We start from the raw sequence: 13,879 nt of genomic DNA on the forward strand, positions 1-13,879 counted from the left end.
CTGTAAGAGTGGGCGCAATTAGGTCATGCGTTCTTCTCGGGCCGCTCCCGTGCAAGATCCACGAACCACCCAGGGAGCTCGTCCTTTGGCAGCCATCGCCCGATGGTGCATCCGGCACCGTCTCGTCGTCGTCCTCCTCTGGCTTCTCGCGCTCGGCGGGGTCGGCACCGGCGCGGTTCTCGCCGGCAGCGCGTACTCCAACGACTACGAGGTCCCCGGCACCGAATCGGGCCGGGCCACCGCCCTGCTCGAGCGCGGCTTCCACGGCCTCGGCGGCGACAGCGACACCATCGTCTGGCACACCGAGCAGGGCAGCGTCCGCGCCGACGCCGTCGAGCAGCGCATGACCGCGATGCTCGACAAGACCGCCGAGCTCCCCGGGATCGCCGCCGTCACCTCCCCGTACGGGGACACGGCCGGCCAGATCAGCGAGGACGGGCACACCGCCTACGCCACCGTCACCTTCGACGCGCAGGCCGACGACATCCCCGAGGCCCAGGCCCAGGCCCTCGTCGACACCGCGAAGGCCGCCGCCTCCGACGACCTCCAGGTCGAGCTCGGCGGCACCGCCGTCGCCCTCACCGAGGCCCCCGGCGGCCACATCGCCGAGGTCGTCGGCGTCGCCGTCGCGGCCGTCGTCCTCTTCCTCGCCTTCGGCTCCCTCGCCGCGTCCGTGCTCCCCATCGCGACCGCGCTGGTCAGCGTCGGCATCGCGTACTCCGGGATCGTCCTGCTCGGCCACCTGATGACCGTCGCCGACTTCGCGCCCATGCTGGGCATGCTCGTCGGCCTCGGCGTCGGCATCGACTACGCGCTCTTCATCGTGACCCGGCACCGCAGAGGCCTGAAACGCGGGCTCTCCGTCGCCGAGGCCGCCGAGACCGCCGTCGCCACCACCGGCCGCGCCGTCGTCTTCGCCGGCGCCACCGTCTGCATCGCGCTGCTCGGCATGCTGATCCTGCGGCTCAGCTTCCTCAACGGCGTCGCCATCGCCGCCTCCCTCACCGTCGTCCTCACGGTGGCGGCCTCCGTCACCCTCCTGCCGGCGCTGCTCTCCCTCATCGGCATGCGGGCGCTGTCCCGGCGCGAACGCCGGACGCTCGCCGAGCGCGGGCCGCAGCCCGAGCTCCCCACCGGCTTCGCCGCCCGCTGGTCCGCCTTCGTCGAGCGCCACCCCAAGCTCCTCGGAGCCGTGGCCGCCGTCGTCATGGGCGTCCTCGCGCTGCCCACCCTCTCGCTCCACCTGGGCACCTCCGACCAGGGCAACGGCCCGGCCACCGCGACCACGCGGCAGGCGTACGACCTGGTCGCCGAGGGCTTCGGCCCCGGCGTCAACGGGCCCCTCACCCTCGTCGCCGGGCTCGACGGCGCCGACGACCGGGTCGCCCTCGACCAGCTGCCGGCCGCCCTGTCCGCCACCAAGGGCGTCGCGTCCGTCTCCCCGGTCACGTACAACAGCTCCGGCGACACCGCCGTCCTCACCGTCGTCCCCGACTCCTCGCCCCAGTCCAAGGCCACCAGCGACCTCGTCGACCGGCTCCGCACGGACGTCCTCCCGGCGGCCGAGAGCGGCACCTCGCTCGACGTGCACGTGGGCGGCGTCACCGCCTCGTACGACGACTTCGCCGAGATCATCATCGGCAAGCTGCCGCTCTTCGTCGGCGTCGTCATCGCGCTCGGCTGTCTGCTGCTCCTGCTCGCCTTCCGCTCCATCGGCATCCCGCTCAAGGCCGCCGTCATGAACATCGCGGCCGTCGCCGGTGCCTTCGGCGTCGTCGTGGCGATCTTCCAGTGGGGCTGGGGGAGCGAGCTCCTCGGCCTCGGCAGCGCCGGGCCGATCGAACCCTTCCTCCCGGTGATCATGGTCTCGGTCCTCTTCGGGCTCTCCATGGACTACCAGGTCTTCCTGGTCAGCCGGATGTACGAGGAGTGGCTGGAGACCGGTGACAACCGGCGGGCGGTCCGGGTCGGCCTCGCCGAGACCAGCCGGGTGATCAACTCCGCGGCCGTCATCATGATCGCGGTCTTCCTCGCCTTCGTCCTCTCCGGCGACCGGGTCATCGCGATGTTCGGCATCGCGCTCGCCGCGGCCGTCGCCCTCGACGCCTTCGTGCTGCGCACCCTCCTCGTCCCCGCCCTCATGCACATGCTCGGCGGCGCGAACTGGTGGCTGCCGAAGAGCCTCGACCGGATCCTGCCCCGGATCAGCATCGAACCGCCCGAGTCCCGTGCCGCCGCGGACGCCCGTGCGAAGATCCCAGGGCAACGTGTGACGGCGGTCGAGGAGGAAGACGATGTTCGCGATATCGCTGGGTGACGACGGCGCCGAGCTGCGGCCCCTGGAGCCCTGGCAGGCCGAGGAGTTCCTCGCCCACATGGACCGGGGCCGGGAGTTCGTCGGAGAGCACATCGCGCTCCCGGACTTCGTCGCGGACCTCGACTCCGCCCGCTCCTTCCTCCGCTCGTACGCCGAGAAGGCCGCGAACGACGCCGGACGCATCTACGGCATCTGGACCGGGGGCACGCTCGTCGGCGGCGTCCTCTTCCGGACCATGGACGTGGCGTACGGGACCGCCGAGGCCGGCTGCTGGCTGGAGCCCTCCGCCGCCGGGAAGGGCCTGATCACCCGGGCCTGCCGGGTCATCATCGACTGGGCGATCGAGGAGCGCGGCATCCACCGCGTGGAGTGGCACGCCTCCTCGAAGAACGAGCCGAGCATCGCCGTCGCCCGCCGCCTCGGCATGACGAAGGAGGGTCTGCTGCGCGAGAACTACCCGCACCGCGGCACCCGCGCCGACACCGAGGTCTGGGCCGTCCTCGCCCCCGAGTGGCGCGCGGCGAAAGAGCGGCCGGTTTCTTAAGGCCGTTCTCATGTACGGCGCCTAGCGTGCGCCGCATGGACATCACGAAGACCGACGAGAAGACCGTAGAGACGGCGCCCGAGCCGAAGACCGAGGGCTCCTCGGAGGTCGAGGCGGCCACCGAGGCCACCGTGGAGCGGGACGCCCAGGCCGAGCCGGCCGAGCCGGCGGACGACGCCTCGGACGACGACTCCCTGGACGACGACGAGCTCGCGGCCGAGACGTCCACCGGCGTCGGCGCCGGCGGCGCGGCCGTCGTCTCCGCCGCCCTCGGCGCCGTCGCGCTCACCGGCACGTGGACGGGCAAGGTCGTCTCCGAGCGCGAGACGCTCATGGGGCAGATCAGCAGCCAGTCCGCCCCTCCTGCCCAGCAGATCTCCGAGATCTACGGCGACGCCTGGCACAGCACCGCCCTGGTCAACGGCGTCTTCGCGCTGCTCGCGCTCGTCACCGCCGTCCTCGTCCTGGTCCTCGCCCGTCCCGACCGCCCCGTCTGGGTCCGGGCGGTCGCCCTCGGCGGCGCCGTCCTCGGTGGCCTCGGGCTGCTCCTGTCGGTCGGTACCTACTTCGACCTCTTCCTGAGCCTGCCCACCACCGGCTCCTGAGGGGGTACTCAGCCGGTCTAAGGACCCCCTGAGGTCCGCCTAAGGCCCCCCGTACCCCGAACATGCGGCACTCGCCCGATGTGACGGGACCCCCTGGGAAACGAGAGTAGAGGCATCGCAAGGAGCGATACCGAAACCCGAAGCCACCAGGGAGCACCCGATGTTCGAGTACGAACTCCACCACATGAACCACGCCCAGCTCGTCCGTGAGGCGGCCGCCCAGCGCCTGACCCACGAGGTCGCCGAGGCCGCCGGGGCCACCCGGGGTCTGCGCCTCTTCGGTCGCCGCCACGGCGGCCACGGCCCGGAGGGGCGGGTGACCGACGGCGACCGCGGCCACTTCGTCCGGGCCGCGTGACCCCCGTATGAGCGACCGTACGGATGGTTGTGCGATGCTCGGCGCCGTGGAGACCAGGTCAGTCAGCCCCGTCTTCGTCGGCCGCGCCGGCGAACTCACCGCCCTCACCGAGGCGCTCTCCCGCGCGACCGCGGGAGAGCCCCAGGCGCTGCTCGTCGGCGGTGAGGCGGGGGTCGGCAAGACCCGCCTCATCGAGGAGTTCCTCGACACGGCCTGCGACCGGGGCGCCGTCGTCGCCCTCGGCGGCTGCGTGGAACTCGGCGCCGACGGTCTGCCCTTCGCGCCCTTCGCCACCGCCCTGCGCTCACTCCGCCGCAAGCTGCCCGACGAACTGACCGCCGCCGCCGACGGCCAGGAGGGCGAGCTCGCCCGACTGCTGCCCGAGCTCGGCGACCCCGGCAGCCACGAGCCCTCCGACGAGGACGCCACCGCCCGCCTCTTCGAACTCACCGTGCGGCTCCTGGAGCGGCTCGCCGCCGACCGCACGATCGTGCTCGTCCTCGAAGACCTGCACTGGGCCGACACCTCCACCCGGCACCTGCTCACGTACCTCCTCCGCACCCTCCGCCGCGGCCGGATCGTGGTCGTCGCCAGCTACCGCGCCGACGACATCCACCGCCGCCACCCGCTGCGCCCCCTCCTCGCCGAACTCGACCGGCTCCGCACCATCCGCCGCATCGAGCTCTCCCGCTTCACCCGCACCGAGGTGCACCGACAGCTCACCGGCATCCTCGCCGCCGAACCCGCCCCCGGGCTCGTCGAGGAGGTCTTCGAACGCTCCGACGGCAACGCCTTCTTCGTCGAGGAGCTGGTCGTCTCCCACGAGGCCGGCTGCGCTCTCGGCCAGCTCAGCGACTCCCTGCGCGATCTTCTGCTCGTGCGGGTCGAGGCGCTCACCGAGGACGCCCAGCGGGTCGCCAGGATCGTCGCCGAGGGCGGCTCCACCGTCGAGTACGGCCTGCTCGCCGCCGTCGCCCGGCTCACCGAGGACGAGCTCATCGAGGCGCTGCGGGCCTGCGTCGGCGCCAACATCCTGCTCGCCGTCCCCGACGGCGAGGGCTACCGCTTCCGCCACTCCCTCGTCCGCGAGGCCGTCAGCGACGACCTGCTCCCCGGCGAACGCTCCCGCCTCAACCGGCGCTACGCCGAGGCCCTGGAGACCGACCCCTCGCTCGTCCGGCCCGACGAGCGGGCCACCCGCCTCGCCACGTACTGGTACCACGCCCACGACCCGGCCCAGGCCCTGCCGGCCGTCCTCCGCGCCTCCGTAGCCACCCGCAAGCGCCACGCGTACGCCGAGCAGCTCCGGCTCCTGGAGCGGGCCATGGAGCTCTGGGACGAGGCTCCCGCCGAGATCCGCCGCGGGCTCCGGCCCATGGACTACGCCGAGGCCTACCCGCCGTGCGGCTGCGACCCCGAGACGACCCCGCTCAGCTACCTCGACCTCCTCGCCGAGGCCGCCGTCGCCGCCCGGCTCAGCGGCGAACACGAACGCGCCCTGAAGATCGGCCGGATGGCGCTCCGCCTCCTCGACGGCGAGGACGTGCACGACCCCCTGCGCGCCGCCTGGTTCTGGAGCGAGAAGGCCCGCCTCCAGTCCAACCTCGGCCGCGGCGACGGTTCGGAGGAGATCGCCCGCGCCCAGGAACTCGTCAAGGGCCTCCCGCCGTCCGCCGTCCACGCGGTCGTCCTCGTCGGCGCCGCCGGCTGGGGAATGCTCCGCAACCCCGGCCCCGAGGCCCTCGCCGCCGCCGAGCGCGCCGTCGAGTACGCCCGGCACGTCAAGGCCGAGTCGATCGAACTCAACGCCCGCCTCACCCTCGGCACCATCATGACCGCCGCCGGGGACGTCGAGGCCGGTCTCGCCGAGATGCACGAGGTACGGGAACGGACCACGGCCCTCGGCCAGTTCAGCGAGGCCTCGCGCGCCCACATCAACATCTCCTCCTCCCTCGAAGCCCTCGGCCGCTCCCGGGAGGCCGTCGAGGTCGCCGACGCCGGCATCCGCCTCACCCGCTCGTACGGACTCGTCGGCAGCGTCGGCTGGATCGAGGCCAACCGCGCCGAGTCCCTCTTCTCCCTCGGCCGCTGGGACGAGGCCCGGGAGGCCGCCGAGCGGCTCCAGCACTCGGCGAACAGCATCAAGCCCCGCGGCTCGGCCTCCCTCCGGCTCGCCCAGCTCGCCGTCGCGCGCGGCGACCTCGACGCGGCCGGCCGCCACCTCGCCGACGCCCGCGCCGTCTACGGCTCCCGCGACCCGATCCCGCAGTACACCCTGCCCATGGCCCAGGTCGCGATCGCCGTGGCCGCCGCCGAGGGCCGCGTCCAGGACGTCAGGGCCCAGCTCGCGACCGCCGCCGAGGGCGGCTTCCCGCCCGGCACCCACCGCTACGGCTGGCCGCTCGTCCTCACCGCCGCCGCCGCGGAGGCCGACAGCCGGGGACTGCCCGCCGCCGACGAGGGCCGCGACGAGGCCCTCGCCCTGATCCGCCGCTGCGTCCGCGCCCTCGCCGCCCCGGCCCCCGTCTGGGCCGCGCACTCCCTCCAGGTCTCCCAGGAGCTGGCCCGGGCCGAGGGCCGCGAGTCCGCCACCCGCTGGGCCGAGGTCGTCACCGCCTACGAGTCGCTGGACCGCCCCGCCCAGCTGGCCCGCGCCCACCACCGCCTCGCCGACGCCCTGCTCGTCGAGGGCGGCCACCGGGAGGAGGCCACGGCCCTGCTCCGCGAGGCCCACGCCACCGCCGTCCGCCTCGGGGACCGCCCGCTCCGCGAGGACGTGGAACTGCTCGCCGCCCGCGCCCGCCTCTCCCTGGCGCCCGAGAAGCAGCTCCCGGCGCCCGCGGAGCCCGGCGACGACGGCTTCGGCCTGACCCCGCGCGAGCAGGACGTCCTGCGCCTGGTCGCGGCCGGCCGCACCAACCGGCAGATCGCGGAGGAGCTCTTCATCTCACCGAAGACGGCGAGCGTCCACGTCTCCAACATCCTCGCCAAGCTCGGCGTCGCCGGCCGGGGAGAGGCCGCCGCCCTCGCCCACCGCCTCCACCTCCTCGACACGACCCTCTGACCCCGGCCCGGGGATCCGTATCGTCACGCGGCCCGAGGTGAGGTCTATCGGGCCGCGCCCCGGGTCCCCGTCTCCCGGGTCCTCCCGGGTGAGGGCCTGCCGCCGCAGTTCCTCCTCGGCGTGCCGGCGTCCCGGCGCGAAGAGCTCCGCGATCGGATCGAACACGGTCACCGCCTCCCTCACCTCACCTCCAGCCGGAGGATCCTGTCGTCCCCGGGCTCGGGCGTGCCCCGGGTGTCCGTCTCGCTGCTCACCAGCCAGAGCCGGCCGTCGCCCCCGGCCAGGACCGTGCGCAGACGTCCGTACTCACCTGACAGGAACGCCTCGGGGTCCCCTGAGCGTTCCGTGCCGGAGAGCGGTACGCGCCACAGTCGCTCGCCCCTGAGCGCGGCCATCCAGATCGCGCCCCGCGCGTAGGCGATGCCGCTGGGGGAGGCCTCCGAGGTCGGCCACTGGGCCACCGGGTCCACGAAGCCCTCCCGGCCCGCCTGCCCCTCGGCCTCCGGCCAGCCGTAGTTCTTCCCCGGCTCGATCAGATTCAGCTCGTCCCAGGTGTTCTGCCCGAACTCGGCTGCCCACAGCCGCCCGTCCGCGTCCCAGGCGATCCCCTGCACATTGCGGTGTCCGTACGTGTAGACCACCGAGTCGGGGAAGGGGTTGCCCGGCGCGGGTCTGCCCTCCGGGGTCATCCGCAGGATCTTCCCGCCGAGCGAGGCCCGGTCCTGGGCGAGACCGGTCACGCCCGTCTCGCCCGTGCCCGCGTACAGCATCCCGTCCGGCCCGAACGCGATCCGTCCGCCGTTGTGCACGGTCCCCTTCGGGATGCCGGTCAGCACCGGCTCCGGCGCCCCGAGCCGGTCGCCGTCCCCGCCGCCGTACCGCATGCGCACGATGCGGTTGTCCGAGGCGGCCGTCAGGTAGGCGTAGACCCAGCCGTCGCGGACGGCGAGCCCCATGAGCCCGCCCTCACCGTCCGGCACCACCCCCGGCACCTCGCCGAGCGGGGTCTTCGCGCCGCTTCTCCCGTCGACCCGGGTGATCGTCCGCTCGTCCCGCGAGGAGACCAGCAGATCGCCTCCCGGCAGCTGGGCCAGGCCCCAGGGAGACTTCAGGCCCTCGGTGAGCGTGCCCGCCACCGACACCCGCGCGCCCGGGGACGCGGCCCCGGAAGCCGAGGTGGAGGCGGAGGCCGAGGCCGACGCCGAAGCCGATACCGACGCGGGCGGAGCCGTACCCGGACGCTCCCCGGAACCGCCCGAGGAATCCCCCGAGGAGCAGCCCGCGACGAGCACCAGCACGGCGGCGCCCCACAGGGCCTTCAGCACAACAGGACGGCTCATGGTCAACGGTCCCCTTCGACGAGTCGAGCGGCATCCCTTCACTCTTCATACACCGCTCGACCCGATCGGGTTCCCGCCCACGGACACCGATTCCCGCGCGCCGCTCAGTCCCACGACCCCCGGGGCGCCGGCAGCGCCGCGATCTCCGCGAGATCCCCCGCCGTCAGCCGCAGCCCGGCCGCCCGCGCGTTCTCCTCGACCCACCGCTCCCGCTTCGCACCCGGCACCGGCACGACGTGCGGCCCGCGGCCGAGCACCCACGCCAACGCGACCTGCGCCGGGGTGACATCCGCCCCGTGCCGCGCGGCGACCCGCCGCAGCCCCGCCACGAGCGGCTGGTTCGCCGCCATCATCTCGGCCGTGAACCGGGGGTGCCTGGCACGCGGATCGTCCGGCTCGAAGCCGCCGCCCGGGGTCAGCGTTCCGGTGAGGAAACCGTTCCCCAGCGGCATCGCCGCCAGGAAGCCCACCCCGCGCGCCGCGCACCACGGCAGCAGCCGGACCAGCGCCTCCGGCGACCACACCGACAGCTCGGCCTCGACCGCCGCCACCGGGAAGACCTGCTGGATCCGCTCCAGTTGGCGGATCGTTCCCTCATAGCCGTCCCTCGCGGTCCCGGTCGCGCCCCTGCGGGCCGACCGGGCGCCGACCGCGCACAGCCCGAGCGCCCGGACCTTGCCCGCCGACACCAGCTCGGCCATCGCGCCCCAGGTCTCCTCGACCGGCACCTCGGGGTCCGCGCGGTGCAGCTGGTAGAGGTCGATCACATCGGTCTGGAGCCGCCGCAGCGAGGCGTCACAGGCCCGACGCACGTACCCCGGCCTGCCGTTGGCGACCACGTGCCGGCGCTCGCCGCCGTCGCCGACGAGCAGTCCGCACTTCGTCGAGACGAACGCATCCGCCCGTCTCTCCTTCAACACCCGCCCCAACAACAGCTCGTTGGTGAACGGCCCGTACATGTCGGCGGTGTCGAGCAGGCTCATGCCGGCGTCAAGTGCCGCGTGCACGGTCCGCAGTGAGCGGTCACCCCGTTGCTGCGAACGGTTGTACGCCCAGTTCATCGGCATGCACCCCAGGCCGATCGCACCCACGTCGAGCGCCGTCGCCCCGATAGTCCTGCGCTCCACCTGCCGGTACCCCTCCCTGTGCCGTCCCCCAAAGTAACCAATGACGCACGGGATTCTTCGCATAGCCTCCCGGTCATGACATTCGAAGACAGCACCGCCGATGTGTGGCTTCCGGTTCCCGCGGACGAGATCGAAGGACTCCCCGCACCGGGCGAGTCCGGACTGAACTACCGCTTCTGGGACGGCGGACCGGACTTCCCCGCCGATCCCGCGCGCTGCGCCTTCTACGTCGTCCCGTACATGAAGGGGTCGGAGATCGCCGTACGGCCGATGGCGGCGATGACCTCCGTCCGGGTCGTGCAGACGCTCTCCGCGGGCATCGACCACGTCACGCCCGGCATTCCGGCCCTGCGGCCCGGGGTCGCCGTCTGCAACGCCAAGGGCGTGCACGAGGCCAGCACCGCCGAGCTCACGCTCGCGCTGATCCTGGCCTCGCTGCGCGGCATCCCCGGGTTCGTGCGCGGCCAGGACGCCGAGGAGTGGCGGGCCGGCTTCTACCCCGCGCTCGCCGACAAGTCCGTGCTGATCGTGGGGTACGGGTCGATCGGCGCCGCCATCGAGGACCGGCTCGCGCCGTTCGAGTGCGCGCGGGTGGCGCGCGTCGCGCGCTCCGCGCGCGCAACGGAGCGCGGCCCGGTCCACGCCCTCGCGGAACTGCCCGCGCTGCTTCCGGAGGCCGACGTGGTCGTGCTGTCGACTCCGCTCACGCCCGCGACCCACCACCTCGCCGACGCAGGCTTCCTGGCCAGGATGAAGGACGGGGCGCTGCTCGTGAACGTCGCCCGTGGGCCCGTCGTGGACACGGCCGCGCTGCTCAAGGAGGTCGAGAGCGGTCGGATCACGGCGGCGCTCGACGTCACCGACCCGGAACCGCTGCCGGCCGGGCATCCTTTGTGGCACGCTCCCGGTGTCCTGATCAGTCCCCATGTGGGCGGTTCCACTTCCGCGTTCATGCCGCGCGCGAAGCGGCTGATCGCCGGACAACTGCGGCGGTTCGCGGCGGGGGAGGGACTGGCCAACGTCCTCCTCACGACCGGCTGAGCCCCGGGGGGACGCGGCCGGCCGGGGCGGGCGGCGTGCGCCCCCGACGCGCGCCGCTCACAAGCCCCCAGGTAGTCACGGAGAGTACTGCGACCCTGTCCCTGAGTGACGGTCCTGGTGTATCGTCCGGGAGTGGGGGACTGCGTCGATGACGGGCTGACGCTGGGGAGCGAAGTGACGGGTCATCAGATTTCGAGGGGGGCGACGGGTGAAACACGGCCGGAGGACCGACGATCCGACGCGGCGGCGACGCCGCCGGCAAGCCTCCCGCGCCTCGCTGCCGGCCTCGCGCGTTCGGTGCCGGACCAGGCCAAGCCGATCCGCGCGCCACGCGCCGCCGGACCGCACGACTGCGACGGGCACGCCCCCGGGGGTGCCGAGGAGCCGCCCGCGCGCCCGCACGAGTCGTCCGGGTGTGGCGGTGCGGCGCCGGAGGGGCCGGTGAGCGCGCCCGGGGCGGTCATCGCGCGCAGCCGTGTCGGCGGCGACTCCGGGCGTCCCGGCCGCGATCGTCCCGGCATCGGCTCGATCGTCGCTCAAGTCGCCCTGGGGCTCATCTGCGCGGGCTATACGACCGGGGCGTCGCTCGGCTGGGGATCACCGGAACTGGCCCTCTTCATGGGTGACTTCGGACTCAGCGCCGCCGCGCTCACCGCCGCGGTCTCCTGCTTCCTCTACGCCCGCGCCCACCGCGGCAGCGACCGCCCCGCGTGGCTGCTCTTCGCCTTCTCCTCCTTCATGGCCGCCTCGGGGAACGCGGTGTGGGGGTGGTACGAGGTCGTCCTGCGGGCGCCGGTGCCGGACTCCTCCGTCGCCGATCTCTTCTTCTTGCTCTTCGCCCCGCCCGCCGTCGTCGGGCTCCTCGTCCTGGCCAAGAAGCCCGTCACCCGGGCCGGCTGGGTCTGCCTCGGGCTCGACGCCTGGCTCATCGGCGGCTCCCTGCTCACGCTCTCCTGGAGCCTCGCCCTCGCCCGTACGGCGCACTTCGAGGGCGAGTCCGTCTCCCAGGCCGCCCTGTCGCTGGCCTACCCGCTGCTCGACATCGTCCTGGTCAGCATGGTCCTGGCGCTGCACTTCCGGCGCTCCCAGGCGAACCGCTCGGCGACCAACACCGCGATCGCCGCGCTCGCCCTGACCGTCCTGTGCGACGCCCTGTTCACCTCGCCGCTGCTCCGCGAGAACTACGCCTCCGGCCAGCTCCTCGACGCGGGCTGGTTCGCCGGCAGCCTGCTCCTCGCGTACGCGCCCTGGGGGGTGCGGCGCCTGCCCGACAGCACCGCCCACGCCCGCGGGCCGTGGCTGCACAGCCGTCCGGTCGCGGGCTCGCTCGCCGCGCTCACCCCGTACCTCGCCGCCGCCGTCTGCACCCTCGGCATCCTGTACAACGTCGTCGAGGGCCGCAGGGTCGACCGGGTCGTCGTCCTCACCGGCTGCGCCGTCGTGCTCGCGCTCGTCGTCCGGCAGGGCATCATGCTCCTCGACAACATCGCGCTGACCCACGAACTGGCCCAGAAGGAGAACCACTTCCGGTCCCTCGTGCAGGGCTCGAGCGACGTCATCATGATCGCCGCGCCGACCGGGATCCTCCGCTACGTCAGCCCGGCCGCCGCCGGCGTGTACGGACGCGAGGCCGACGAGCTCATCGGCTCCGAGCTCGCCTCCCTCATCCACCCCGAGGACCTCGGGGCCGTCGTCCACGAGGTGCGCCGCTTCCTCGCGGCCTCGCCCGCCGACGAGCCCACCACCCGGATCGAGTGCCGCTTCCGCTCGGGCCGTGGGGGTACCTCCGGGGGCGCCTCCCGGCCGGAGGCTGGGGGAGAAGCCGAGAGCGGGGGAGAGTGGCTCAACGTCGAGTCGACCGTCAACCGCCACCAGGGCGGCCTCATCTTCAACAGCCGGGACGTGACCGAACGGGTCCGCCTCCAGGCCCAGTTGCAGCACAACGCCGAGCACGACCCGCTCACCGACCTGCCCAACCGGGCGCTCTTCACCCGGCGGGTCCGGCAGGCGCTCGGCGGCCGCAGGTCCTCCGACCCCGGCACCGCCGTGCTCTTCATCGACCTCGACGGCTTCAAGGGGGTCAACGACCGCCTCGGCCACCAGGCGGGCGACGACCTCCTCGTCCAGGCCGCCCGCCGCCTCCAGGAGTCCGTACGGGCCGGGGACACCGCCGCCCGGCTCGGCGGCGACGAGTTCGCCGCCCTCATCCTCGGCGACGGCGGCCGCGAGCAGGACGCCCGGGAGGCCCAGGTCCAGGAGATCGCCGACCGGCTCCGGCTCACGCTCTCCCGGCCGTACCGCGTCGACGGCGGCAACGAGGTGCGGGTCGCCGCCTCCATCGGCGTCGCCTTCGCCGAGCCCGGCATGGAGGCGGGCGACCTCCTGCGCAACGCCGACCTCGCCATGTACCGGGCCAAGGCAGCCGGCAAGGACCGCGTCGAGCTGTACGCGCCACAGATGCAGGCCGAGGTCGTACGGCGGACCGAGCTGGCCGCCCGACTGCGCACCGCACTCCACGACGGCGAGTTCGCCCTGCTCCACCAGCCGGTCGTCGACCTCGCCACCGGCCGGATCTCCGCCGTCAGCGCCCAGGCGCGCTGGCGCTCGACCCAGGGCATCCTCTTCACCCCCGCCGAGTACCTCCGCGTCACCGACGACGGCGAGCGCACCGCCGAGCTCGGCCGCTGGCTCCTCGAAGAAGCGGTGGAGCAGGCCGCAGAGCGGGCGGGAATCGGCCACCGCACGCCCGTGTCCATCCGGCTCTCCGCCCGCCGCCTCCTGGACCGCTCGCTCCCGCTCGGCTCCGTCGAGTCGCTGCTCACCCGGCACGGGCTGCCGTCCGGCTCACTGATCATCGAGCTCGCCGACAGCGACGCCCGGACCTCGCTCGACGAGCTGGAACAGCGCCTTGTGACCCTGCGCCGCCTCGGCGTGCGGATCGCGCTCGACGGATTCGGCAGCGGACATGTGGCGATCGACGCCCTTCGACGGCTTCCCGTCGACATACTGAAGCTGGACCGAGGGCTCGTCGAGGGCGTGGTCGAGTCCGCCCGGCTCCGCAAGATCACCCGAGGGGTGCTCCGTATCGCCGGCGAGCTCGGCCTCCAGACCGTCGCCGAGGGCGTCGACGTACCGGAGCAGGTGCTCGCGCTGCGCGCCATGGGCTGCAGTCACGCCCAGGGCATGGCCTTCTCGGGCCCGCTCGACGAGTACCGCCTGCGCAGGGCCCTCGTACGGGACGAGTACCCGCTCCCCGGAGCGGTCCCCGTGAGGGCCGGAAACCGTCCTCCGATCCGCTCAAATACTGAGACGCCCGTCCCACCCACTTGACAGTGGTGAGGTGGGAGAGGGAGGGTCAGTGCCATGCGCACCCGAATTCTCGTACTTGGAAAGCGCGTCGGCTGAAGCAGGGCCACCGAAGGCCCGGCTGAGAAAGCATCCGACGCGCTCCCCTCGCTTGCCTCACGGCACGAGGGGTTTTTT

The 13,879-nt window shown here is 73.4% G+C and carries 10 protein-coding genes; 7 read left to right on the forward strand and 3 right to left on the reverse strand.

The genetic code is table 11. From position 1 onward, the window contains the following. Positions 1-85: 85 nt before the first annotated feature. The 5 genes from SGA01_RS12750 (at position 86) to SGA01_RS12770 (ending at position 6,888) form a co-directional block, all read left to right on the forward strand. Positions 86-2,317: an MMPL family transporter gene (locus SGA01_RS12750; protein WP_141296639.1), complete on the forward strand. Its 2,232-nt coding sequence runs from the start codon at positions 86-88 to the stop codon at positions 2,315-2,317. After that, positions 2,295-2,861 carry a GNAT family N-acetyltransferase gene (locus tag SGA01_RS12755; protein WP_141296640.1) on the forward strand — a complete coding sequence of 189 codons (567 nt, stop codon included), beginning with the start codon at positions 2,295-2,297 and terminating at the stop codon, positions 2,859-2,861. Before SGA01_RS12750 ends, SGA01_RS12755 begins: the two co-directional genes overlap by 23 nt. Before the next feature lie 35 nt (positions 2,862-2,896). Beyond that, positions 2,897-3,466: a hypothetical protein gene (locus SGA01_RS12760; RefSeq protein WP_141296641.1), complete on the forward strand. Its 570-nt coding sequence runs from the start codon at positions 2,897-2,899 to the stop codon at positions 3,464-3,466. A 160-nt stretch (positions 3,467-3,626) separates the two neighbouring features. Next, positions 3,627-3,824 carry a hypothetical protein gene (locus tag SGA01_RS12765; RefSeq protein WP_141296642.1) on the forward strand — a complete coding sequence of 66 codons (198 nt, stop codon included), beginning with the start codon at positions 3,627-3,629 and terminating at the stop codon, positions 3,822-3,824. Positions 3,825-3,831: 7 nt separating this feature from the next. Continuing rightward, a complete protein-coding gene (locus tag SGA01_RS12770; protein ID WP_141296643.1) occupies positions 3,832-6,888 on the forward strand; it encodes a helix-turn-helix transcriptional regulator in 3,057 nt (1,018 codons plus the stop codon). On the opposite strand, the gene SGA01_RS41870 is transcribed toward SGA01_RS12770, so the two are convergent. The 3 genes from SGA01_RS41870 to SGA01_RS12785 all read right to left on the reverse strand — a co-directional run bounded on the left by SGA01_RS41870 (position 6,772) and on the right by SGA01_RS12785 (position 9,355). Continuing rightward, on the reverse strand, positions 6,772-7,071 hold the full coding sequence (locus SGA01_RS41870) for a DUF6191 domain-containing protein (RefSeq protein WP_141296644.1): 300 nt from the start codon (positions 7,069-7,071) through the stop codon (positions 6,772-6,774). The genes SGA01_RS12770 and SGA01_RS41870 overlap by 117 nt on opposite strands. Then, on the reverse strand, positions 7,068-8,228 hold the full coding sequence (locus SGA01_RS12780) for a PQQ-dependent sugar dehydrogenase (protein WP_174867294.1): 1,161 nt from the start codon (positions 8,226-8,228) through the stop codon (positions 7,068-7,070). Before SGA01_RS12780 ends, SGA01_RS41870 begins: the two co-directional genes overlap by 4 nt. A 104-nt stretch (positions 8,229-8,332) precedes the next feature. After that, complete coding sequence (locus SGA01_RS12785) at positions 8,333-9,355, reverse strand: aldo/keto reductase (RefSeq protein WP_055646007.1); 1,023 nt, start codon at positions 9,353-9,355, stop codon at positions 8,333-8,335. A gap of 75 nt (positions 9,356-9,430) precedes the next feature. Here SGA01_RS12785 and SGA01_RS12790 point away from each other — a divergent pair, with 75 nt between their 5' ends. Both SGA01_RS12790 and SGA01_RS12795 read left to right on the forward strand, forming a co-directional pair. Next, entirely contained in the window at positions 9,431-10,396 is a 966-nt protein-coding gene (locus tag SGA01_RS12790; RefSeq protein ID WP_167534069.1) for a 2-hydroxyacid dehydrogenase, read from the forward strand. Between the two features lie 441 nt (positions 10,397-10,837). Further along, positions 10,838-13,726, forward strand: a complete 2,889-nt coding sequence (locus SGA01_RS12795; protein WP_371866024.1) for a putative bifunctional diguanylate cyclase/phosphodiesterase — start codon at positions 10,838-10,840, stop codon at positions 13,724-13,726. Positions 13,727-13,879 lie beyond the last annotated feature (153 nt).

It is taken from the genome of Streptomyces gardneri (genome assembly GCF_006539185.1).
GTDB classification, from domain to species: domain Bacteria; phylum Actinomycetota; class Actinomycetes; order Streptomycetales; family Streptomycetaceae; genus Streptomyces; species Streptomyces gardneri.